General features: G+C 61.9%; 17 protein-coding genes and 1 tRNA gene. 2 read left to right on the top strand and 16 right to left on the bottom strand.

The features are described from left to right. The first annotated feature begins 36 nt into the window (after nt 1-36). Complete coding sequence (locus LLH00_11410) at nt 37-492, top strand: hypothetical protein (GenBank protein MCE5271874.1); 456 nt, start codon at nt 37-39, stop codon at nt 490-492. Between the two features lie 264 nt (nt 493-756). Here LLH00_11410 and LLH00_11405 read toward each other — a convergent pair whose 3' ends face one another. From LLH00_11405 to LLH00_11395, 3 genes are read right to left on the bottom strand one after another with little or no spacing between them, the layout of a single operon-like run. Then, nucleotides 757-1,875 carry a PorV/PorQ family protein gene (locus tag LLH00_11405; GenBank protein MCE5271873.1) on the bottom strand — a complete coding sequence of 373 codons (1,119 nt, stop codon included), beginning with the start codon at nt 1,873-1,875 and terminating at the stop codon, nt 757-759. A gap of 10 nt (nt 1,876-1,885) precedes the next feature. Further along, complete coding sequence (locus LLH00_11400) at nt 1,886-5,317, bottom strand: hypothetical protein (GenBank protein MCE5271872.1); 3,432 nt, start codon at nt 5,315-5,317, stop codon at nt 1,886-1,888. A 10-nt stretch (nt 5,318-5,327) separates the two neighbouring features. Then, entirely contained in the window at nt 5,328-8,669 is a 3,342-nt protein-coding gene (locus LLH00_11395; GenBank protein MCE5271871.1) for a carboxypeptidase regulatory-like domain-containing protein, read from the bottom strand. Between the two features lie 293 nt (nt 8,670-8,962). On the opposite strand from LLH00_11395, the gene LLH00_11390 reads away from it, so the two are divergent. After that, a tRNA-Ser gene (locus LLH00_11390) sits at nt 8,963-9,051 on the top strand. A 456-nt stretch (nt 9,052-9,507) separates the two neighbouring features. On the opposite strand, the gene LLH00_11385 is transcribed toward LLH00_11390, so the two are convergent. The 13 genes from LLH00_11385 to LLH00_11325 form a co-directional block, all read right to left on the bottom strand. Continuing rightward, the gene (locus LLH00_11385) at nt 9,508-10,515 is read right to left on the bottom strand and encodes a hypothetical protein (GenBank protein MCE5271870.1); all 1,008 of its coding nucleotides are present in this window, start codon (nt 10,513-10,515) and stop codon (nt 9,508-9,510) included. A gap of 71 nt (nt 10,516-10,586) precedes the next feature. Next, complete coding sequence (locus LLH00_11380) at nt 10,587-12,362, bottom strand: tetratricopeptide repeat protein (protein MCE5271869.1); 1,776 nt, start codon at nt 12,360-12,362, stop codon at nt 10,587-10,589. Nucleotides 12,363-12,364: 2 nt separating this feature from the next. Continuing rightward, entirely contained in the window at nt 12,365-13,306 is a 942-nt protein-coding gene (locus LLH00_11375; protein ID MCE5271868.1) for a substrate-binding domain-containing protein, read from the bottom strand. After that, the gene (locus tag LLH00_11370; protein MCE5271867.1) at nt 13,299-13,538 is read right to left on the bottom strand and encodes a hypothetical protein; all 240 of its coding nucleotides are present in this window, start codon (nt 13,536-13,538) and stop codon (nt 13,299-13,301) included. The genes LLH00_11375 and LLH00_11370 overlap by 8 nt, the downstream gene beginning before the upstream one ends. 13 nt (nt 13,539-13,551) lie before the next feature. Further along, entirely contained in the window at nt 13,552-14,301 is a 750-nt protein-coding gene (locus LLH00_11365; GenBank protein ID MCE5271866.1) for a TonB family protein, read from the bottom strand. A gap of 55 nt (nt 14,302-14,356) precedes the next feature. Further along, nucleotides 14,357-14,851: a biopolymer transporter ExbD gene (locus LLH00_11360; GenBank protein ID MCE5271865.1), complete on the bottom strand. Its 495-nt coding sequence runs from the start codon at nt 14,849-14,851 to the stop codon at nt 14,357-14,359. A 15-nt stretch (nt 14,852-14,866) separates the two neighbouring features. Next, nucleotides 14,867-15,331: a biopolymer transporter ExbD gene (locus LLH00_11355; GenBank protein ID MCE5271864.1), complete on the bottom strand. Its 465-nt coding sequence runs from the start codon at nt 15,329-15,331 to the stop codon at nt 14,867-14,869. Nucleotides 15,332-15,351: 20 nt separating this feature from the next. Then, the gene (locus LLH00_11350) at nt 15,352-16,068 is read right to left on the bottom strand and encodes a MotA/TolQ/ExbB proton channel family protein (GenBank protein MCE5271863.1); all 717 of its coding nucleotides are present in this window, start codon (nt 16,066-16,068) and stop codon (nt 15,352-15,354) included. Between the two features lie 156 nt (nt 16,069-16,224). After that, nucleotides 16,225-16,593 (bottom strand): response regulator, encoded by a 369-nt coding sequence (locus LLH00_11345; GenBank protein MCE5271862.1) that lies wholly within the window; start codon nt 16,591-16,593, stop codon nt 16,225-16,227. A 20-nt stretch (nt 16,594-16,613) separates the two neighbouring features. Further along, on the bottom strand, nt 16,614-18,446 hold the full coding sequence (locus LLH00_11340; GenBank protein MCE5271861.1) for a HAMP domain-containing protein: 1,833 nt from the start codon (nt 18,444-18,446) through the stop codon (nt 16,614-16,616). Nucleotides 18,447-18,647: 201 nt separating this feature from the next. Then, nucleotides 18,648-20,018, bottom strand: coding sequence for a sigma-54 dependent transcriptional regulator (locus tag LLH00_11335; protein MCE5271860.1), 1,371 nt, complete (start codon nt 20,016-20,018; stop codon nt 18,648-18,650). A gap of 522 nt (nt 20,019-20,540) precedes the next feature. Then, nucleotides 20,541-21,638, bottom strand: a complete 1,098-nt coding sequence (locus LLH00_11330) for a hypothetical protein (GenBank protein ID MCE5271859.1) — start codon at nt 21,636-21,638, stop codon at nt 20,541-20,543. Nucleotides 21,639-21,651: 13 nt separating this feature from the next. Next, nucleotides 21,652-22,860, bottom strand: a complete 1,209-nt coding sequence (locus tag LLH00_11325) for an acetate/propionate family kinase (GenBank protein MCE5271858.1) — start codon at nt 22,858-22,860, stop codon at nt 21,652-21,654. Nucleotides 22,861-22,865 lie beyond the last annotated feature (5 nt).

Raw genomic sequence — 22,865 nt, 5'->3', positions numbered from 1 at the left:
CCCCGGCCAATCAACCGCATCCAGACAGGGGACGACATGATCGCAAGCCTGATGCTCTGCCTGTGCGCCCTGTTCCTGGCATTCTGCCCCTGCCGCGCCGCGGACAAAGCCCGCCCGGAAATTTTGAATCCGTTCCTGCAGGAAAAGCTTTCCATTCAGAGAGTATTCAACAACGTGTATTTGGATTGCCTGCAGAAGGGGCGAGTGGACTACAACTGCGTCACCCATCTGACCCCGGCCGATTATGCACGAGGCGTGGGCCTGGCCCGTCTGGCCCCGCGCCCGCTGGATGAGAAGCTGTTCGACACCCTCAACCCACTGCGCGCCTATCCCGGCGGGACATTCATCTGCGACGCCGCGATGACTGGCATGGAATTCTACGCTTTCTCGCAGGCCATAACCACCTACGGCAACCGTTTCATCCGAACGGGCTACAATTTCAAGAACACGGCGGGTAGCTCGGTCAAAACAGGCTTCTACCTGAATTTCTGATTGTATACAAATTAGTGTGAATATGCACAGGGGCTGTTACCACAGAGGTAACAGCCCCTTGTTTTATGCAGAATGCTGCGTTCTGGCGCAGGGGGCAGGCCCCTGTGCCTGTCCTCTGTCCGTGCGGCCACGGGGGCCGATCGGGCGCACACATGGGTGCACACCCCTTCAACTGGCGTGAGACACGGGCACGGCGCGCCCTGTCCCTGTGAAAACAAGGGACAGGACCGGCAGCGGCCAAGCCGGATAATGTCAATGCCGTTATTAGAACTGGAAGCTGAGCGAATAGGTGTGGTTGCCGCTCAGGATGCCCATGTTGCGGTAGGCGTAGTCGGCGCGGATGGTGAGGTTGTAGAGACGGTAGGAGTAGCCGCCGCCGGCGGAAAGTCCGCGCAGGCGCTCGGAGCCGCTTAAGTCCGTCTCATCCTGCTGGATGCCCCAGCCGAAACGCAGGCTGGCCGTGCCCTTGGCGTTGACCTTGCGGGTCAGCTCGGCGCCCAGGGCCACGCTCATCGGCTGGTTCGAGTTCTCGGCCACCTCGACTGCGGTGATCAGACGGTTGTTCTGGCCGGAGATAGGCTCGGCGCTGGCGGCGATACGGAACGCGGTGGGCAGGCCGAACGCGCTGGTGCGGCGCAGGCCCTGGCGCGGCAGACGGCCGACATCGTTGCCCGGGTAGACGTCCTCCGGGTCGATGTCCGCGCTCAGGCGGTCCCCGCCGAAACGCAGGTTGGTGCCCAGGTTGGTCAGGGTGAAAGCCAGGCGCACCGGCACGCCCAGAACATCCTCGTGGTAGTTGGTTCCCATGTCGAACGCCACCGCGTCCTGGGTGAGACCGAAAATGTCCTCGTGCACGTTTTTCACCGTGAGCCCGGCGCTGAAACGGTCGGAGAAATTGTAGGTGATCACTCCGCCGGCGCTCAGGCTGTAGGCGCTGTAATAGGCCCCGGTGCCCTCGGGCTGGGTCTCGGTGGTGATCTCCTGGTCCCCGCTGTTGAGCACGGAGAGGAATGTGCCCAGCACCAGGCGGTTGTCCCAGAGGGGGACCGCCACCGCGCCGTAGGTATAGCGCACATCCAGCGGCCGCTCGATCACGGTGAGGAAGACCTCTTTTTTCTCCAGGAAGCCCAGCCCGGCCGGGTTCCACCAGATCGCCGAAATGTCATCCGCCACGGCGCTGTAGGCACCGCCCATCGCCACGCCGCGTGGTCCCACCGGGATAGTGAGGAACTCGGCCGCGCGTGTGCCCACCCCGCTCAGGCCCTCCACCCGTCCGCTGCCCGGGTTGGAGACATCCCCACCGGCGGCCAGGGCGACGGTGGCCCCCAGGCTCCAGAGGGCCAGGGCCATGGTCAGCACGCATATTTTCAGAAAGTCTCTCATATGTCGCCTGTCACTGAATGATACTGAACTTGCCCAGGAATTCCTCGCCGGTTTCATCATCCCGCACGTGGAAATAGTATATCCCGCTCGCCATCTGGTCGCCGAAACGGGTGGTCAGGTCGAAAGAGAACTGTCCGCTGTTGCGGTCGCTGGCGCCGCCCACCGAGCCCTCGGCGCCGGGGCCGTGGTGCAGGACATTGACCAGGTTGCCGCTGATCGTGTAGATACGGATCGTGGCCCTGAGCGGCAGGTTGGTGAACATGATCGCGCGTTTGTTCGGCCCGGAGTCGAACAGGCTGCTGGCCAGGTAGGGGTTGGGCACCACCCGGATGTTTTCCAGACGGCGCGGGGCCGTGGCTTTCTGCGCCGGGGTCAGGTTCAGCGCCACGCGCATCCCGGTGAACGGAGCGGTGTAACGGCTGGCCACCGCCAGGGAGTTGAGGAAATCCATGTTCAGGCGCCACTGGTCCCCGGCCGCGGGCCGCACCGTGATGTTACGCAACTGGAGCTCCACCCCGCGCACGTACAGGCTCAGCCGTTCGGCTCCGGCGAATTCCGGGTCTGGGGCGAACACCGGGCGGCTCTGCAGTGTGGTCAGCCACTGGCTGTTGCGGTGCAGGACCTGGTCCTCGAAGATCTCATCATGGCTATACGTGTCCAGAGGCAGGAAACCCCAGCCATCCGCCACGCGCTCGTTGAACCGCACCGGCACGTTGTTGGCCTCGTCCCAGACATCCAGGCTCCCGTCCTCCAGCCAGCGGATACGCAGCGAGCCGGGGACGAACTGCCCGGCCACGCAGAGCGTGCGACTCAAGAGGCCGTTGAGCTGGGTGCTGATGAACGGCTGGCGCACGTAGAAATTGGCGAAGCGCACCTCGCCCGGCTGCTCGAAATCGCCGGCGGACCACTCGGGACGCGGCAGGTAGTCGGACGCGCCCGCGGGCTTCACCTTGAGCGGAGAGACCTTGGCCAGCTTGAGCGCGCCCTGGCGGAAATAGACCGTACCGTTGAACGCCGGGCCATCACTGACCAGCGGCCCGCTGAACGTGAACGGGGTCACCTGCTCTGCAATCTCGTCCTCGGGGTAGAGGCCCTCGACATCGTGGTAGGGGATGGTGAATGTGCCGTTGGTGGTCGGCTTGCCGTCCGGTCCCTCGAAATGGATATAGTGCACTTGGTTGCGCGTATCGGGCTTGGTGTGGACGATCGAGTCGATCACCAGGTAGCCGCCCAGGCTGGTCACGTTCTCCGGGTCGACCACGCTCACGCTGCTAAGGTCGGAGGCGAAAGCCGTGGTGACCGGGGCCACCGGCTCGGAGAAATCCACCACCTTGCTGTCCGTGGTAAACTCCTCGTTCACGTAGCCCAGGGTCTCGGAGTAGGTGGGCAGCCCGGCCGTGACCGGGTTGCCGAAATAGTCCACCTGCTGCCAGGTGCCGCTGCCCGAGATTATGCTCGTACTGTTGCTGCGCGGGATCGCCAACTGGTAGAACTTGCCCTTGCTGTCCTGGCGGCGGAAATTGACGCTCGACTCCAGGGACTCGTTGCCCACCAGCACCGGGTTGAAATCGTAGGCGGTCACGGTGTAGAACAGCGGCACGCCGTTGACCAGACCGCCGATGTCATCCCCGCGGTCGGTGAAACTGAACGCCAGGCCGGTGTTGGTTCCCAGTGGTATTTCCTCGACCACGTCCTCCAGGCCCTGCGCGGTGGCCCTGGCCCGGGTGATCGAATAGGTGCGGAACTCGTCGTCCAGGTCGAACTGGGCGATCATCTTGGCGTCCGAGGCGTTGCCTGTGGTGGAGCGATAGACCCGGAAGCCCTCGAAATCCTTGGCACGGTAGCCCAGGCCCGGGAAATCGGTCGAGGGCGGAAGGGCCGCGGCCTCGGCGGTCAGGGCGTAGGGGTCGCTGGACTCCACCGGAAGGTCGTCCCAGGTGACAGTCACCTCGCGGTCGCCGGGCAGAAGGCGCATGCGCGGGTTCACGGGCGGCGAGGGCACCACGAAACTGTCGCGGAACACGGTGCTGGCCGCTTTCCAGAGCTGGACCACCGGCTTGAACTCGCCCGCGGTGGTCAGGTTGTTCAGGTTCACCTCGGCGTGTTGCGGCCGGGCGAAGAAAAAGGCCGCCACCACGCGTTGCGAGTCGCGCAGGTCGTTCTCCGGCATCTCGAACGGCCCGGAGATTATGTTCTGGCGGATGTCGCCCACCACATCGGCCAGGATCAGGTTGGCGTAAGGATCGTACTGCGGCACCAGCACCTCGCGCGGGTCGCCGGAGTAGATGCGGTACGCCTCGGCGTCATCCACCGGATCGGGGCGCTCGCCGCCGTTGGTGGTCAGGGTGAAAAGGCTCATCCGCTCGGCGCTTTCATCCAGCACGTCCGAATCGAACTCGAAGAACAGCCCGGTGCGCGGGTCCTTGATCCCGGCCTGGCTGATATCGCCGAAAGTCTCGTCGGTCAGGCCGTTGCCGGCCGGGAACAGCGAGTTGGGATTGTCCAGCCCGTCGTGGTCCGTGGGGCCTTCCAGGAAACTTATCCCCAGGAACGCCGGGGTGCCGTCGAAATTCGGCTCCTTGAAATCGGAGTCGAAGGCGATGGACATGTTGCGCACCGGGCTGACCGCGCAGCGGTCGTCCAGGGCGTTCGCGCCGATGTCGAAATCGGTGCGGATGTTGACGAAGGCCTCGCGGATGTCGTAGGGCACGCGCACGTCCGGCTCGTTGATGTAGCGGCTGGCGTTGTAGAGGTCCCAGACCACGAACATCACGTCCTGGATGTTGCTCAGCGAGTACTGGAGCACGTGCTGGCGCACCTCCACCCCCAGGTGCAGGCTGCCGGCGGCGCTGTTCAGCGGACCGTCCACATCCGTGTAGATACCCACGATGTCCTGCTCGGAGCGCACATCCGGCACGCTCTGGCCGTAGGTGGGGCTCAGGGGGTTGGAGTCCTGGACATAGAACTCCTCGGGCCATTCCTCCAGGTCGGTCTGGCTGGTGGAGAAATAGAGGCGGCTCTTCGCGTCGTCCGCGTCATCCTGCGGGCAGCCCTCGCGCCACTCGCTGTCGAACACGAGGTTCGTCTCCACCACGTCCGAGGCGATCCCATCGCCGTCCGCGTCGATGATGCCCATCACGTTGAGGCCGCTCTGGTAGATGTAGGCGTCCTCCGAGCCGGAGGGCCAGAACCCGCCCGGGGTGACCGCCCCGCGGCTGGGGTCCACGGCCAGGTAACCGTTGTTCGAGAGGTTGAACTCCACCCGGTTGCCGGTGGAGATACGGGTCAGGAACGCGGCCAGGGCCGGTCCGGCGGGCGCGGCCTTGCGCTTGCCGGTCGCTCCCGGGCGACTGGCCTCGGCCGTGCCGGCGGCGGAAAGCAGAAGCGCTCCCAGGGTCAGGGCCAGACAGGCATGACGCATCATTTTCGTTTCAGCTCGCATCGCTCTGCCTTCAGAAATCCACGCTCACGCCCAGCCGGACCTCCAGCGGGCGAAGGTAGGCCATGGGGTTGTCCAGGCTGGCCAGGAGGTTGGCCAGCTTGAGGGCCACGATCTCGTTCTTCGAGATATAGCCGTCCCCATCCAGGTCCTGCACGCGCACCAGGGTCTGTGCGTCATCCCCGGTCAGTTTTTCGATCTGGTCGGTGCGGGTCAGACGGTCCACTTTATGGCCCGCGGCGTCCCGGAAATCCGGGCGGTCGTTGAACGCCTCTTTGAGTATGTAGGCGTCCACATCCGGGCTGCCCGTGGTGGGGTTGATATAATCTATGTTGTAATTGGTGAATCCGAAAAGGTTGTAGAACTCGCCGAACGCCCGCACCTTGAGCTTCGGCCCGAAATAGGGGAGCTCCTTGTTGAGGCGCAGGTTCACGTTCTTGTACGAGGGCCCGCGCTCGTTGTTGTTGGACCCGGCCGGGTAGCCGCTCTGGTTGAGCTGGGTATAGGGCTGGCCGCTGGCGAACTGGAATGTGGCGAAGCCGCTGATGTCGCTCAGTATCTTGTCGGCGCGGCCGCCCTGGGGCCAGAACTCCGGCAGGCGGAAACTGTACTGGATGTTGAGCTGGTGGGTCTGGTCGTAGTCCACCGGGGTCAGGCTGCGCGGCGGCGGCTGCACCCCGCGCTTGCCGGTGATCGGGTCGAAATAGGTCTGGCGGCCGTAGGTGAGGATGTACTCCTGCGGGTCGCTGGCCGTGGCGCGCGGGAACGACAGGGTGTAGGTGGCGTCCAGCCCCCACCAGGAACTCATCCTACGGTTGAACGTGATCTCCAGCCCGCGGGCCGTGGTCTTGTCGCGGTTGGTGTAGACGCTCAGGATCGCGTTGGAGCGGGTGGAGGTCCGGTCGGTCACACCGGCCAGCTCCAGTATCTGCTCGGGGGTCATCTGGCGCACCGCGATGTCGCCGCGCACCTCGCTGTGGTAGCCCACGAAGTCCAGGCGCGTGTTCTCGTCCAGGATGGTGCTGAACCCGGCCTCGAACATCACGGTCTGGGCCATCTGCAGGTTGCCGTTGCCGTAGATGTTGTTGGTGTTGCCCCCCAGGTCGAACCGGAAATCCTGGTTCATGTGGCCGTAGATGTCCTTGAAGGCCGGGGTCTGGAAAAAGTGACCGTAGGACAGGCGCACCTGCGAGCGGTCGGTGACCGGCAGGGCCACGCTCAGGCGCGGGCTGTAGAAAACCTGGGCCTCGGGACGGTAGCGCGGGTCCTCGGGGCGGGCCTCGCCGAGCACCAGCGGGAAATCGGCGCGCGTGTTCATGTAGTCCACCCGCAGGCCGTAGTCCAGCACCAGGTCGCCGAAATCGGCGATGTTCTGGATATAGCCCGCGGCGATCAGCGGCCGGGTGTCGTAGAAGTCCTGGAACACGCCTCCGGTCTGGTCGAAATCGCCCTCGCGGATGTGGAACAGTTTGAGGTCCACCCCGGTCTTGACCCGGAAATAGCGGTTGAGCTGGCTTTCAAGGTCGGTCTTGAGCGAGAAACGGTCCTCGCGGCTGTTCTGGAGCTGTGAGATCAGGCCGGCGTTGATGAACTGGGCCGAAAATCCGCCCCGTCCGCCGGGGAGCTGGGTTATCGAGGTGGCGAAGGGGATGTTGTTGCCCGGCACCGCGCTGGGCCAGAGGCCGCGCTCGTTGTCCACGGTCGCGCTGGAGCCGGAGGGCTCGTGGAGGTCGCCCTCCAGGCCGCTGTTGGTGGTATTGCGGTAAATATCATCCGCGCGGGTGCGGTCCTGGCTTATAATGTCCAGGCTCGACGGCCCGAACCCGCCCCAGGTGTCGCGGCTCAGCGATTCGAGGGTCGGGGTGCCCAGGATCAGGTCGTTGCGGTAGAGGTTGGCGCGCAGCTTGACATTTGTGTTGCGCCGGGCGGACTGGTCGATGATCCAGTCGAAACCGGCGGTGGCGTTGGCGGTGGTGATCCGGGCGGCCAGGTTGGAGCGCAGCGGGTTGTTGAACAGGTCGGAGTGGCTGTAGGCCCGGCGCTGCTTGCGGCTGCCCTGCACCGAAGCCAGCCACTTGAGGTTGGCGTTCTGGTACCAGGTGAGCTTGCCCGAGAGGCTGTACTGGTCATCGCCGTTGCCGGGCAGACGGGCCGGGTTGGGGTTGGCGTAGACTCCGGCGCCGTTGACCGTGCGCTTGTCGTCGTAGGTGCCCAGCACGCCGTCCGCGCCGGTGAAATCATCCCCCAGCGTGAACTGCCGCTGGTCCCCGATCCCGTCACCGTCCGTGTCCTGGAACCAGACATTGCTGAACGAGAACTTGTCCAGGGCCTGGATACCCTCGCGGAAAGCGTCCGCGTCCAGCGCCCCACCGCCCTCGCGCGAGGCGGCCGAGTTCGGGTCGTAGAGTCCCAGGGTGGTGAGCACGTTGTTGAGCTTATTCACGAAAGCGTCATCCACCCCGCGGAAACCGCCGCTGGTAGGGTTGCGGTCGGCGCGGCCCAGAAGCTCGGCGCTCACGAAGAACGAGGCCCCCGACAGCCCCAGCGGCCCGCCGGCCTCGGCCTGCAAGCGGTTGTAGCCGTAGTCCATGCCCCGCGGCATGAACCCGTCGCTCTCAAGCTGCACGCTGCCCGAAAGCTGGCTTCCACCCTCACGGGTAACTTCATTGATTACGGCCGAGCCAGCCTGGCCGAACTCGGAGCTGAACCCGCCGGTGATCACGCTCACTTCCTCGACCGCGTTGGTGGCCACGTAGAGCGGGGTGTTGTCGGCCTCGTAGGGCCGCTCGTTGAAACTCCGCACCAGCACACCGTCGATGTAAACCGCCTGCTGGCCCTGACGGCCGCCGCGGATGCGGAACTGGCCGTAGGGGTCGGTGGTCACTCCGGCCTGCAGGGAGAGTATCTGTTCCACGGATTCGGCCGGAATCTCGCCCGCGGTCTTGGCATCGAAGCGCTGGGCGGTCTGGACATTGTCCCTGGGGATGAGGGGCGATTCGCCGGCCGAGACTGTGATTGCCTCCATCTCGAACACGCCGGGCTCCAGGGTCACGTTCAGCGTGGCGGTGTGGCCGGCCGAAAGCTGCACCGCGCTGACCGTGCGGGCACGGTATCCGGTGCGGTGGAAAGAGACGTTCTGCGCACCCGGCGGGACATTCAATATGAAATAGTAGCCGTCCCCGGCCGAGACATTGCCCAGGCGGGTGCCCTCGACCGAGACCTGCACACCCTCCAGCGGCTCGCCGCTGGCCGAGTCGCGCACCATGCCCTCGATCTTGGCCCCGGTCTGGGCGAAAAGCTCGCGGCCCGGCACGAGGGCCAGAGCGGTCAGCAGAAGGAGCAGGGGTGTTACCATGCGGGAGCGTCGCTGACTCCGGCCGGGTAACACTGGTCTGTGGTTCGCGCTGTGCAAGATGCTGCTTGTCCCGAGGCTGTATGAACGTTGGAAATGCGATGATCGGTGCGATAAGTTAAAGCATTCGTAGGCGTCGCGCCAGAGATAAATCAGGCGGACAGCGGCACAGTGTGCAACACTCGTGCCAGACCCACGCGACAACTTGTTCCGGCGCCAAGCCGCAGAGGGGTTTTCCGCAGGCTTGACAGTCCGCGCCGGGCGGATTAAATTGCAGGCCACAATCAGTTAAAACTGGAGAGGTGTCCGAGCTGGTCGAAGGAGCACGATTGGAAATCGTGTGACGCCAAAACGTCCAAGGGTTCGAATCCCTTCCTCTCCGCCATGATAGAGACGGCCAAGCCTGAATCAGCAGGCTTGGCCGTTTTGTGTTGTACGGTGTTGCAGCAAAAGCATTATGAGAAACAATCATGTCCTGTCACATATTATCCCGTTGGAATGCACCCTCCTGTCCAAATGACAGGGTGCACTCCAGGGGCTGATTCAGATGCAATGGACAATAGTCTCCAGTTCGTTTTTAATGAAACCGGGTGCAGAATAGGGTAGTCTTACTGAGAAAGATGGAAAAGAACTCCCCAAACAATAACCCGGAGGTTCCGATGACTGCGAAAGAGATGTTCAAATGGGCGCTGGAGACGCTTTTGGAGGGCGGAGCTTATATAACGCTGTTCGTTCTGCCCGCCGCTTTCTGCGTTTTTCTCTCCCTGCAGTCCGCCTGTTCAGTGCTCTAAGCCTTCACTGGCTGGAATGAGAGAAGCCGCCCCATAAGGGCGGCTTCTCTTCATTTGACTCGCAGGGAGGCCAGGCTGCTTTCGAAAGCCGGCAGGAAAGCCTCTTTCAGCGGTGCGTAATAGTTGATTATGATCCGGTAGAACTTGTCCTTCTTCACCAGGAAATAGACCCGGCTGTCGATGTCTTTCATGGGCGAATAGTTGAGATAGACGGTTTTCACCCCGTCCAGGGTGGTCTCGCCTTTCGAGGTGGCCTTGAAGTGCTTCGAGTTCTGCTCGATGATCTTCTCGGCGGTCAGGTTCTGGGACGGGATGACATCCAGACGAATATAGCAGTCCTGGCGGTAGCCCTTGATCTCGAAGGCGAACTCGATCGGCGGCTTGGGCTTGAGCACGCTGCCGTCGAAATTGTCCGGGATGGACAGAGCGGCGTACTTGTTCTCGTACTCCTTGAACTTTTTCGAGGGAAGCGAGGGGTCGGCCGGAGCCTCGACGGCTTTTTTCTCGGGCAGCACGAGGGAGACCACGGCTGAATCGAAAGCCTGCGCCAGCGGTTCGTAAGCCTCATTGAAAGCCTCGAATTTGACCGTATACACGAAAGAGTCCTGCACGGTGCTGACCTCGGCCACACTCAGCTTGACCCGGTCAGTCACATTGCCCTGGTAGTGGAGGATCTGGCCGGGGAGGTTGTTGATCTTGCCCGGCTCCGCGGAGATGATCTCGAACCCGGAGCCGGTCAGGTCGACCTTACGCCGGTTGACATAGTCATCCAGCGTAATCAGGCTGTCCATTCTCTGGGTGCTGACCGAAAGCCGGGCCCCGCTCTTGGGCCCGGAGCCTGTCAGGTCGACAAACCCATTCACTGCCGCCGGAGAGGAATAACAGGAGACCGTGCCGCCCTCCTGCTCGGTGACCCAGCCCTGCGGATGGGTGAAACTGAGGCTCGAGTACTGGTCCTGGTAGCGCTCCCAGCCGCTGATGGTTATCGGCGCGGGCTTTTTCTGGCAACCGCACAGAAACGCCGCAGCGAGAACGATGATGAAAAAGTGCTTGGTCATGTTGACAACCCGCCTTAGGAAGTCCATGGAATAGTGTCAATCCGGACACGGAAAGCCGCTTGTCCGGCCGCTCAGTGCATCATCTTTAGGATATCCAGTCCTTTCCTGGCCTCTTTGCTCTCCGGGTCGAGCTTGAGAATAGTCTCGTACTCCGCCTTGGCCTCGTCGATTCTTTTAAGGGTGTGCAGAGTCTGGGCGCGCCACAGACGCAGCTCGATCTCCTGCTTCTTGTCCGATCCCGGGGTCATGAAGGACATGGCTTTGTCTATCTCGCCCAGGGCCTGCGGGTAGTTCTTTTCGAACAGCCAGGTAAAGGCGATATACTTGTGGGCCTCCAAATCCTCTTTCCTGTACCTTGTTTTCAAGGAGTCGGTCAGGCTGAGGAAAACCCCGTACTCTTTCCGGGACTGGCCGAGCTGGTCCATCTGCGCCAGGCAACGGGCCAGGTTGAGATGTCCCCCGGGATAATTGGGCCGCTGTTCGGTCACGTAGAGCAGCGATTTCTTCGCTGTCTCCCAGTTGTTTGTTGCCATATTACACAGGGCATAGTCGGCGTAGCCCGAGATATTGTCCGGATGAATGTCGATATCCTTTTTGTACATCCGTGCGGCCTGGTCGAAATCCTTCAGCCGCATGTAAGCGGTGCCCAGGTAGTTGCAGATGTCCTCCTGCAGCGAATCCTGCGCCAACGACAAGTTCAGGTACTTGACCGCCAGCTTGTCGTTGTTCAGCTCGTAATAGGCCTTGCCCAGCAGCTTGTTCTCCTCGGCCGAGAGGGTGTCGACCGCGATGCTCCGGTTGAAATAACCGGCCGCCTTTTCATTCTTCCTCAGATAGAACGCGGACTTGGCCGCTGTCTTGAGCGCCGGGCGGCAGGCGGGGTCCAGGCTCAGGATATGCTCTGCCTCGGCCAGGGCCGGTTCGAACTGCTTATTCCTTAAGAGGGCCTCCATATCCAGCAGGCCGGTCTCTATGTCCTCCGGGTGGGAGTTCACGAACGGATCGAGGATAAGCAGCGCGCTGGCGTACTGCTCGTTCTGGAACATATCTTTCACGATTCCCTTAAGCCTGTCACGGTCGTCCGGGTGACGCTGGAAATAGGGCGCCAGGGCATTGGCGGCCGAACCGTACTGTTTGGCGGAAAGATAGAGCTGGCTCAATTGAAGGGCGGCCGCATCGCTGGTCGAGTCGCTCTTGATTATCCGGTTGTACATCCGGCCGGCCTCGGCGTACTGATGGTTTTTCCGGTACAGCTCGGCGGCTTTCTGCATGATATCGAAGCGCGTGGAATCTATGTCCATGGCTTTCAGATAATACGGCATCGCGGCTGGGATTGTCCCCAGGCTGACATAGGCATCCCCCAGGGCTTCCAGGGCGGTTATGTTGACAGAGTCCGCCATCGTGACCTGGGTCAGGCAGACAATCGCCTGGCCCATCGAATCGCTGGCCATGTGGATCATCCCGAGCTGCAGCAGAAGGGCGGGATTGCCCGGGTCCTTTTTCAGGGCTTTCTGGACCGTGGCGTAGGCCTGCCTGGAATCTTTCTGGCCCAGTTGCGCCTGGGACAGGAGAATGCACCCGTCCACGCTGTTCCGGTCGATCTCAAGGATGCTCCTGGCCACAGAATCAGCCGCAGTGAAATCGCCGGCGCCGATCTGCGCCCGCCCGAGCAGGGTAAGGTCCTGGAGGTTCCTGGGGTCCGCGGCCAGGCTTTTCTGGAGGAGGACCGCGGCCTCCGTGTATTTGCCCGCCTTGAGCAGCTCTTCCGCCGGCCTGGTTTCCTGGGCGGGCAGGGAGGCGGTGATTGTCAGGACTGCACAAAGCAGTAATGTCAGCCCGCGTGTCATAGTCATCTCGCTTGATAATTCAACTGGACAAGACGCACCGGCATGGCGGCGGGCACGAGCCCGAATTTCTGAACTAATTTCTGACCCTCCACTCCGGTGAGGAAAGAACAGAACCCCGCAGCCAGCTCGGAGTATGTCCCGTTGAGATAGATGTACAACGGGTAGTGCAGCGGGTAGGTCCCGGCGTAGATACTGGCCTGGCTTATTCTGTGAGAGTTTGCGTGCCCGCTGTAATCGGCTGTCGAGATCGGGACAGCCCGCACCGGGCCGGTCGAATCGATCCCGCCGTAAACCGTGTCCCCTCGGCTGATCGATTTCAGGCAGGCCACCGAGACCAGGCCCAAGGCCTTCGTATCGGCGGCCACGGAATCGTAGACCGCTTTCTGCGAGCCGGCTGTCACTCGGGGCTCGGGGGGCTGCTGGACATCCGGGAGCAGCGCGACGAGTAATTCCCCGATCCCCGAATTCCTGTCCGTGCAGACAAAGCTCACCTGTCCTTTCGTTCTGGAGCCCGGGACCTGCCCCCATTCCGTGATACGCCCGTTCAGCACGGCCTGGAGCGTGTCCAACTCGATTTCGGGCAGTGAGTTTTTCCGGTTCACCAGCACCGCCAGGGCATCCTCGGCCAGCTTGAATCTCTGGCAGGGGATTTGTGCCTGATCCGCGGCGGTCTGTTCCTCCTGGTTGAAAGGACGGTCCACGACCACCATCTGCAGGCTGTCGTTGATGAAACTCACCAACGCCTCGCGCGTGGAGACGGCGGTCAGAGAGATTTCCGCCTGCGGATAGAGCCTGACGAACTCATCCGTCTCCTTTTTGAGAAAGTGGTAGAAGGCCTCGCTGACAAAGACATTCAGATGTCCGGAGGTCGCGGTCTGCGCCGGCGTGTTGTAACATCCGGTAAGAAGAAGAACTGACACAAAAGTGAAAACATACTTAAACATCTCGCTCCTCCTCCGTCTCCTCCCCGGCATCCAGAGGACTCGTATGGTACCTGAGCCTGGTGATGAGGACGCGGTATACCCCCACCAGCACCAGCAGGCTGCCGAAAGTGAGGCGGACCAACGGGATTGTCTGCAGATCGAGCAGATTGAACAGGAGCACCACCCCGCCCGCCACAGTGACAACAGCGACTGTATAGCCGAAGACAAGTGGAAATCCAGGCTTGTTCCTCATCCCGCACCGACTTTCATCTTCCGCCGCGCAGACTGAACTGGTATGGGAAAGTCACCCAGATCGCCACCGGCCCGGCCGCCCCCACGGCTGGGGTGAACAGACATTCCTTGGCCGCGTCAATGGCTGCCTGGTTGAACAGGTCATTGTCGCTCTTCACCACCACCACCTGCTTGACCTTACCCTCTTTCGTGATCCACAGCTTGACCCAGACCGTGGCTTTCATGCCGGTCTTACGGGCGATCTCCGGGTACTCCGGCTTGACTTGCTTCACGAACTTGGGCATGATTTCCACCGGTACGAAAGCGGCCGGTGGCCCATCCTCATCCTGGATGTTCTCCACCTTCACATCCGCCTCGATGGTCGCGGACGCACCGCTGCCCACTCCGGTGGTGTCGCCGACGGAGCTCATTTCCTGCTGGGTCATTAAAGTCTGCTCCGGAGAAATCTCGGCATCCGGCACCGGGACCGGGATGCCGATCTGGGGTTTGGCCGCCGGGCTCGCCACCGAAACCGAGGGGGCGATCGCCTCGTTCAGCCCGCTGATCGAGGGCGGTGGACCCAGTTCGCTGTACTTCATTATCCGGATCGTATGGACTGGCGGCTCTTCCTCTTTCATGTATACCGAGAGCCAGTATACCCCGAGGACCGCCATGTGGACGGCGGCCGCGACCACCAGAGCCCAGGAGGTGTAGCGATGCGCTTTCTGCGCCAGCACCACGGCTCCGTAGGCGGGCCGACCGTCTGTTACCAGCGTTGACATCATCAAGTGTCTCCCACTCTGCTCAAGATGAGGGCGGAAAAGCCTTCACTTCCCAGGCTCAACCTTTCACCTTGGCGATTTCCTCTTTGTCGTAATCCGTGAACGGGGCCAGGCTGAACCGGTCGATCTGCGCCAGGTTCAGTTCGTCCATGATGTCTATCATCTTGCCGTAAGTCCCCTCGCGCTGCACTTTCACCAGGATTATGAGCTTGGGGTTGCTTTTCAGCCCCGTGGTCAGCATGGACCGCAGGTCCTTGAACTCCACCGGCTTGGGGGGCTCCATGCCCATGTTCCAGAAAATATCCCCGCCGGCGTCGACCCGTAGAGTCATCAGGTTCGACTCGGCCACCTCCACCTTCGACTCATCGGGAGGGATGTTGATCTCCATGGTCTGGGGAGTGGTGAACACCGTGGCCAGCATGAAAAACGTGATCAGCAGCATGACCACATCCACCATCGGGGTCATGTCGATCCGCACGTTGAGCCTTTTCTTGGTTCTGCGTCCACGCGGGCCTTTCGCCTTGCCCTTGGGACCCAAATCGACATTCGCCATCGTGAAACTCCGTTCTTACATCGAGTTTTCCAGTTCGGTGACGAAATTGAACCGGGTGATCTTGACTTGCTGGAAAATGTCCATCACATCCTGCACCACCCCGTAGGGAGAGTCCTTGTCGCCTTTGAGCACGGTGCGCAGCTTGGGGTTGGCGATACGGGCCTGGATCAGGAGGTTGGCCAGGCTCTGCTTGTCCACCTCGATGCCGGCCTTGAGCTTGTTCTCCTCGCCGAACACCTTGGCCCGCAGAGTTTGTGAATCCAGGCCCAGGAATATCCGGTTGTCCTTCGTCACCGTCACAGTCATCACATCCGACTGCGGCAGCTTGATCTCGGAATGCGAGCTGGGCAGGATGACCTCGGCCTCCGAGGGGGCTTTGAAGGTGGTAGTCAGCATGAAAAAGGTCAGCAGCAGCATGACTACATCCACCATCGGGGTCATATCGATGAAGATGCCCAGCAGGTTTTTTTTCTTGGCCATAATCGCGCCTCGGTTCCGAGCTACTTAAGCAGCTTGTCGAAGATCGTGATGCTCGTCTCGTCGATCATATAGGTGAAATTGTCGATACGGGTGGCGAAGATGTTGTAGAACACGATGCCCATGATCGCGCAGAACAGGCCGCCCGCCGTGTTGATCAGGGCCTCGGAGATACCGACCGAGAGCTGGATGGCGTCCGGCGCTCCCGCGTGGGCCAGCGCCCTGAACGCGCGGATCATGCCGACAGTCGTGCCCAGCAGCCCGACCAGCGTGGCGATCGATGCGATGGTGGACAGGACCACCAGGTTCTTCTCCAGCAGCGGAATCTCGAGGCTCATCGTGTCATCGATCGAGCGTTTGACTGCATCCAGCATATCCTTGGTCTTCATCCCGTCGTTCTTCCGGCTGACCTCCACAAACCGGGCCAGGCCGCTGCGGATGACATTGGCCAGGGTGCCTTTCTGCTTGTCGCACAGCTCGATGGCCGAATCGACCCGGCCCTCGGAGATATCATGTTTCAGGCTGCGGACGAACTTGGGCAAAGAGCCCTTGCCCCGTGCCAGGTGCAGCATGAAAAGACGCTCGAAGATGAAAGTGACTATGGTGATCGACAGCGTGATCAACAGCACCACCAGCGGCCCGCCGGCCCGGATGTAGTCGGGCAGCATGTAGGTGAATATCAGGTACGCGATGCCGAAAGCGAGCAGCAGAATGAGTGTGATGAAGATCCCCTGTTTCATTTCAGACAACCCTCTCGTTGACTGTTCTGACCATGACCGACCTGACTGACGGAATCGAAAGGACTGCTTTCATTCAGACAACTGTATAAACCCGGCTAAGCTCGAATCTGCATGTCTATCCCACCTTTGCTTTCATGTTCTTTGCGGATCAGCCCTTTAATCCGGCATATCCCGCCTCAGGAACACCTGCCGGATATTGTTGGCGGTGAACGGTTTCTGGATAAAACCCCGGGCCCCCAGCTTGAGGGAGTCCACCCTGGATTCGAGCGTGTCGTAGGCGGTCATCACGAACACCTGAGTGTTCGGCCGCAGCGTATGGGCTTGACGCAGCACCTCCATACCGTCGATCCCGGGAAGGCGAAGGTCGAGGAAGACCAGTTCGAAGTCCTCTGCCCGCAACCTGTCCAGGGCCCGCTCCCCGTCGGCCACCGCCTCCACCTCCAGCCCCAGGTCCTCGAGGGTGCAACTCAAGGTCAGGCGGATGCTTTCCTCATCATCGACTATCAACACTTTTCTGGCGCTCACACAGCCTCCCCTTGTCGCCTTTACACCAGGGGCAAGGTAAAAGTGAAAGTGCTGCCGCTGCCGGGTATTGAATCCACCCAGATCGTCCCGCCGTGGGCGCGGACAATTTCACGAGAGATCGACAGGCCCAGGCCCGCGCCGCCGACTTTTCCGTAGTCCTTTATCTGTACGAATTTCTCGAAAATCTTGCTCTGATGCTCCTTGGCTATTCCCGGTCCGTTGTCTGAGACGGAAAAGTGCATGAACTGGCCGCGGGCCTGGGCGGAAAGCTTGATCTCTCCTCCGGCGTCCACATACCGGGTGGCGTTACCGATCAAGTTGGTCAGCACCCAGACTGTCTTGTCGGCATCGGCCCGGACCTCGGGAAGAGAGGCCGGGATGTCCTGCCGGAAAATTATCTTTTTGGTTTCCATCTGATCGGCGAGAAGGGAAACGGCACGCTCGACCACCACTGCGGGCTGAAGACGCTGGAAATCGAGCTCGATCACCCCGGACTCGATCTTGGACAGGTCCAGCAGGTCCGAAACGAGGGTCTTTAAACGTTTTATCTCGCTGCTGGCCGAGGTGAGAAGCTCCCTTTCCCTGGGCTTCAACTGCTCGGAAACATGCTCCATCAGCAGCTCGATGCTCATGCCGATACTGGTCAGCGGGGTGCGCAGCTCGTGCGAGGCGGCCATGATGAACTCGTTTTTCAGACGATCCAGTTCGCCCAGCCGGGTCACGTCGATCAGCAGGATCAGGATCGCCGCCAGCCCGCCCTCCTTGTTCCAGGCCGGGGTCACGGAGAACAGCAGGTAGCGCACCGACTGCTTGAGTGGTATGGCAATCAGGCGCTGAGAGTCTTCCATCGCAGGTATTTTACCGGTTTCGGCCAGAGAGCGGACCGCGTGGATCAAGCCCTCGTGCTCGATCAGCTCCGTGAAAGCGGCGGATGTCCCCGGTGTATATTTTTTCAGCTCCAGGAGGCGGATCGCAGCGGAGTTGATCGTGGAAAGCCGCAGGTCTGGCTCCAGCACCATCACGCCCTCCTCGATGCCCTGCAGGATCGCCTCGGTCTTGTGTTTCTCGGCCAGTATCCTGTCCACGTGCATCTCGTGGAACGCGGCCAGCTCGCCGGCCATGCGGTTGAATTCCTGGGAGAGTTGCCCGAATTCATCCCGGCTCTCCAGGGGCATCCTTACGCTGTAGTCTCCAAGCGCGATCAGCCGGGAGGCCTCCATCAGACGTTTCAGCGGACTGACCAGGTAGTTGGAGAGCAGGAGGCTGAACAGCAGGCCGATCACCAGCACCACCGCCCCGATCGCGATCATGGACCAGGCCGCCCGGGTGGCCACCAGCCTGGAGCGCAGGCTCGATTCGTACATGCTGCTCTGGTTCAGGTCGCTCAGTTTGATGAAAGAGCCGTGTATCCTGTCCGAGAGTGTGAGGAAAGAGCCCTGGTAGGACGTGGCCAGGCTGTCGCTGAGCGAGGGTTCCAGGATGAACCGGTCGAAAAACTCGGCGACATACCGTCCGTACTGGGTTTCAATCGAATCGACTATCTCAGCCTCGCCCCTGACATAAACATGGTCCCGGGCTTTGCCCAGGGCGCGGCGGAATATGTCCTCGCTTTTCTTGAACTCGAGCTGACCTTTGGGCCTCAGGTTGCGCAGGTCGTCCCGGATGATCATGTCCTGGTTGTCCAACGCGATATGCATGTCGTAGGCGGCCAGGATGCTCTGGTAGTTTTCCCGCAGGATCGATTCGCTGGTCTGGCCGAGAGAGAGCAGGTTGTAGACCGACCAGGCGACGATCAGGACCACCAGGCCCAGTCCCAGGCCGTTCTCCAGGAGGACTTTCTTTCTGAGGCTCATTTTATTTCCCGGCTGAGAGTGTGATTTGGGAATCGGGAGGTATATAAGGCAACCGTCATGCCAGGGCGCTGAACGCCCGGAATGGCTCTGTGCAAGGGTTTGATGGATACGGCTAACGTTGCGGATGTGATATTTGCACAAATCGCTTTCCCGGTCCGTGCAAATTGCACGAACGGGCAAGCGGAATCGGATGGCATGGGGCTACAGGCCGTGGGTCTTGCGAAAGCGGTACAGGGTGGCCTGGTCGATCCCCAGGATTTCGGCGGCGTCCTGAATCTTGCGTGTACGGGCCAGAACACTGCGGATATGGGCCTCCTCGATCTGTTCCAGGGGCACGCGGTCCCCGATCCGAAGCTTCGGGCTCTGGGGACGGAAAGAACCAGGGAGGTCCTCGAGACGGACCAGCTCGTGTTTGCAGAGTATCGCGGCTCTTTCGATGATGTTGCTCAGCTCGCGGATGTTACCGGGCCAGGGGTAGTGTCTCAGGGCCGCCAGGGCCTCGCTGTCGAACCCAGTGAACCGCTTGTGGTTGACCCGTCCGCAGAAACTCAGGAAATCCAAAGCCAGCGGCTCGATGTCCTCGGGCCGCTCACGCAGGGGCGGTATCTCTATCTGGATCACATTCAGACGGTAGAAGAGGTCCTCGCGGAAGCGGCCTTCGCGCATGGCCTGCTCCAAGTCTGTGTTGGTCGCGGCGATGATCCGCACATCCTCGGTGCGGGTAATGTTTTCACCGATTCTCTCGTACTCCCGGTCCTGGATGAAACGCAGCAGTTTGGGCTGGATCGGCGGGGGCAGGTCGCCGATCTCATCCAGGAACAGGGTCCCGCCGTGGCAGGCCGCTATCCGGCCGGCGTGGTCCTTGAACGCGCCGGTGAACGCTCCACGGGCATGGCCGAACAGCTCGCTTTCCAGCAGCTCGGAGGGCAGAGTGGGGCAGGAGATGATCGTCATCGGCTTGCCGGCCCGGCGGCTCCAGCCGTGAATGGCCCGCGCCAGAACGGATTTCCCGGTCCCGGTTTCACCCCGCAGCAGAACAATCGACTCCGTGGGAGCCACCTGACGGGCGGTCTCCAGGGCGTGTTTCATCGCACTGTTACCGGTCATCAGGTTGATCCCCGGGCTGAGAGCCGCCAGGGCGGACTTGAACTCCTCCAGTTTCAGCTCCAGGCTCCGGATCCGGAGCACTTTCTCGCACTCCAGCCGCACCTGGTCCGGCTCGAACGGCTTGGGCAAATAGTCGAACGCCCCGCGCCGCATCGCCTCGACCGCGGTGTCGACCGAGGCATAGGCGGTTATCACGACACACTTGATCCAGGGCGAGGCCTCCAGCAGGGCGGGGACCAGGTCCAGGCCGTTGTCGCTGTCCAGGCGCATGTCGACAAACGCCAGGTCGAAAGCCTTGTCTCTGGCCTCTGCCAGTCCCTCCTCTGCGCCAGACACAGCCGTGACAGTGTGCCCGAGGCTTTCCAGGCAATAGGCCAGTGTCTTCCGGATGGAGGACTCGTCATCCACCACCAGGACGTTGAGCCTGAGCAGTGCTGAGTACGGTTTTCCGCTGTTGATGCCCATCGGTTGAATCGTTCCGTATGATAGTCTTATTCGAATCAATTCTCTAAATAGGGAGTCGTCGAGAATTGCTTGAAGATAAGAAATACACTAATCCGGGAGAATCCGCAACGGTTCCCGAAGCAAGGGGTCCGGGCCTGGGGATGATATACCCGCTGAAGCCTGAACATGCAGTTAAATTCCGGAGGCGATGCCGGACCGGGGCTTACTCTCCAGCCGCTTGGCGTGTGTTCCCCAGCGCAGGCGGGGATAGCTCGCATCTGCATCAGCACCGTACAGGTCGCTCTCCCTCCTGAAGTGGCGACTCTTTTCGCGCTTCCATGGGGAAGGTTTCCCCGGGTGCTCCACTCCTGTTGTGAGTCCTGAGCTGTTTTACCCTGGGGAAACCAGGCTATTCCTCGTTCCCTTGGGATAAGATAGATCATCGACTCGTCTGGACACCTCACCTCAATAGAGAAACGGCCAAGCCTGAATCAACAGGCTTGGCCGTTTTAATATATATTGAATTGAAGTCAGGCCGCAGCCTCAGGCGGCGAGCGAGGGGCGGCTCGAGCCGATCATGAGGCCGGCGGCCCGGTCTGCGGCCACACGCGCCAGGCTCTTGCGGAATATTTCGAACCGGGGGGCCTTTTCCTTGTCGCACCCGTTCAGGTGGATCGAGTCCCTGAGCCAGAGTCCCAGAGTTTCACCCGCCGCGCTGAACCGTCCGGAGATCACTATCGTGTCCAGACCGCCCAGGGCCGCGATCCCCATGCCGCAGGCCAGCAGGATGCGGTAGCGGACCAGTTCCCGGGCCTGGCGGTGCTGCTCGCCGCCCCGGATAATTTCACCCAGGTCCACCGATTTTCCGGTCAGTCCCAGGATTCCGCTGCGCCGGGTCAGGGTCTCGTTGATCTGTTCCGGGCCCCAGCCCAGGCCGCTGGCCAGGGAGATGACGATACTGGGGTCGATCTCGCCGCAGGAGGTTCGGCCGGGCAGGCCCTCGAGGGGAGTGGCCCCCCCGGTGACCATCAGCGGCACATGGTCGAGCACTGCGGCCAACTCGGGTCTCGGCTCCAGGCAGAGCGACAGGTAGCGCCCCGGCGCGGCCACCCCGCTGGCCAGACGGTGGTGCCGGGCATCGAGGCAGGCCGCCTCGTGGAACAGCCCGTGGTAGCCGAACCGTCTGAGTTCCATTGATTTCGCCATCCCGGTGTCCAGGGCGTAGGAGTATTCGCGGGCCGGAAGCGCGGTGAAGAATGCGGTCTCGAACACCAGCACCACCGGGATGCGCTGGAACACCTCAGCCGCGGCGCGGGCCAGGCGGGCGGCCGAGGGTGCGTGAAGCGGGGCCTGGGAGGCCAGGGACTCCAGGCGGGCCAGGCTGTCCGGGCAGACCTCCTCGGCGCTTTTGAACATGCTCCCGCCGTATTTGACTATCAGCGAGACCCCGTGCAGGCTTTCGCCTTTCAGCATGCAGAGCGCCCCCTCGTACACCCGTCCCAGGCTGGCGCGCAGCGCGCCGCTGTCGATCATGGAGCCGGCCGCGGCCGTGTCACCGCACCAGAACGGCTGCTCCTCCCGGCCGCGGAACAGGCTGAACGACAGTTTCAGCCGGTGGAGGTTCAAAACCAGAATGTTCATCTGTCCGTTCCTTTCACGCCGCCCGGAGGCACAGTGTGTTCCAGCTCTGGCGGGCGATGGCCAGTTCCTCGTTGGTCGCGACCACCAGGATGCGCACCGGGCTTTCCGGTGTGGAGATGTCGGACGGCAGGGGGCCGGGTCTCAGGTTCTTCTGCGGGTCGAGCTCCAAACCGAAACAGCGCATGTCGCTGCAGACCGCCCAGCGCACAAGGGGCACGGTTTCGCCGATGGTGTCGGTAAAGATGACCGCCTGGCAGGGGCCGGCGGCAAGAAGGTAGGCGCCAAGGTATTTGCGCAGCCGCCAGAGGTATACCTGCGCCGCCAGGGCCATTTCCGGGTCGGCGGGGGTGTCCTTTTCCAGGGCCCGCAGGATGTCGCGGATGTCGGCGCTGACCTGGCTCAGTCCGAGCAGGCCGCTCGAGCGGTTGAGGATTTTCTCCACCGCCTCGCAGTTACCGCCCGCGCGCTCGATCAGGCGCAATGTCACGGCCGGGTCGAGGTCGCCGCAGCGGGTGCTCATCACCAGGCCCTGGAGCGGAGACCAGCCCATGCTGTTGTCCACCGAATGCCCGCCCCGCACCGCGCAGAGGCTGGCCCCGCCGCTGCCCAGGTGGCAGCTCACCGCATTGAACCGCTCGGGGGGCACGTCCAGTATCCGGGCCGCCTCGGCGGTGACATAGCCGTGGCTGATCCCGTGGAACCCGAACTTGCGCAGGCCCATTGGACCGGTCAGCTCGCGCGGCAGGGCGTAGTCGGCGGCATAGTCCGGGATACACGTGTGGAAAGCCGTATCCGGGACCAGGACCTGCGGCAGGTCGGGGTATAGGGCGGCGCAGGCCTGGATCAGGGCGATAGTCGGCGGGTTGTGGATCGGCGCCAGGGGGGCCAGCTCATCCAGATGTGTGGCCAATTCATGGGTGAGCAGGCTGTCACGGTCAAAAAGCGTACCGCCGTGCACCAGACGGTGCCCCAGGGCGTCCGGAAGCCCCATGCCGGTAGAGTCCAGCAGCCGGATCACCTGGCGGAACGCCTCGGCATGATCGGGCATCGGCACGACCACTTCTTTTTTCTGCCGGCCGTTGTGGTGATAGATCCGCGACGGCTCGGCGGTCAGGGGCCCGACCCGCTGGGCCTCGCCCCCGGCCAGCTCCTGCTCCGAGGGCATATCGATCAGGCGGTATTTCAGCGAGGAACTGCCGCAGTTAAGCACGAGAATTTTCATTTCAA

It is taken from the genome of bacterium, from assembly GCA_021372515.1.
GTDB lineage: Bacteria > Gemmatimonadota > Glassbacteria > GWA2-58-10 > GWA2-58-10 > JAJFUG01.
Note: the sequence above shows the minus strand (reverse complement) of the source record. Positions and strands in the feature narration are given on the sequence as shown.

Excerpts from the sequence above, each read along its gene's own strand:
- LLH00_11410 (MCE5271874.1), top strand. The coding sequence starts at position 37 with ATGATCGCAAGCCTGATGCTCTGCCTGTGCGCCCTGTTCCTGGCATTC.
- LLH00_11405 (MCE5271873.1), bottom strand. The coding sequence starts at position 1,875 with ATGAGAGACTTTCTGAAAATATGCGTGCTGACCATGGCCCTGGCCCTC.
- LLH00_11400 (MCE5271872.1), bottom strand. The coding sequence starts at position 5,317 with ATGCGAGCTGAAACGAAAATGATGCGTCATGCCTGTCTGGCCCTGACC.
- LLH00_11395 (MCE5271871.1), bottom strand. The coding sequence starts at position 8,669 with ATGGTAACACCCCTGCTCCTTCTGCTGACCGCTCTGGCCCTCGTGCCG.
- LLH00_11385 (MCE5271870.1), bottom strand. The coding sequence starts at position 10,515 with ATGACCAAGCACTTTTTCATCATCGTTCTCGCTGCGGCGTTTCTGTGC.
- LLH00_11380 (MCE5271869.1), bottom strand. The coding sequence starts at position 12,362 with ATGACACGCGGGCTGACATTACTGCTTTGTGCAGTCCTGACAATCACC.
- LLH00_11375 (MCE5271868.1), bottom strand. The coding sequence starts at position 13,306 with ATGTTTAAGTATGTTTTCACTTTTGTGTCAGTTCTTCTTCTTACCGGA.
- LLH00_11370 (MCE5271867.1), bottom strand. The coding sequence starts at position 13,538 with ATGAGGAACAAGCCTGGATTTCCACTTGTCTTCGGCTATACAGTCGCT.
- LLH00_11365 (MCE5271866.1), bottom strand. The coding sequence starts at position 14,301 with ATGATGTCAACGCTGGTAACAGACGGTCGGCCCGCCTACGGAGCCGTG.
- LLH00_11360 (MCE5271865.1), bottom strand. The coding sequence starts at position 14,851 with ATGGCGAATGTCGATTTGGGTCCCAAGGGCAAGGCGAAAGGCCCGCGT.
- LLH00_11355 (MCE5271864.1), bottom strand. The coding sequence starts at position 15,331 with ATGGCCAAGAAAAAAAACCTGCTGGGCATCTTCATCGATATGACCCCG.
- LLH00_11350 (MCE5271863.1), bottom strand. The coding sequence starts at position 16,068 with ATGAAACAGGGGATCTTCATCACACTCATTCTGCTGCTCGCTTTCGGC.
- LLH00_11340 (MCE5271861.1), bottom strand. The coding sequence starts at position 18,446 with ATGAGCCTCAGAAAGAAAGTCCTCCTGGAGAACGGCCTGGGACTGGGC.
- LLH00_11335 (MCE5271860.1), bottom strand. The coding sequence starts at position 20,018 with ATGGGCATCAACAGCGGAAAACCGTACTCAGCACTGCTCAGGCTCAAC.
- LLH00_11330 (MCE5271859.1), bottom strand. The coding sequence starts at position 21,638 with ATGAACATTCTGGTTTTGAACCTCCACCGGCTGAAACTGTCGTTCAGC.
- LLH00_11325 (MCE5271858.1), bottom strand. The coding sequence starts at position 22,860 with ATGAAAATTCTCGTGCTTAACTGCGGCAGTTCCTCGCTGAAATACCGC.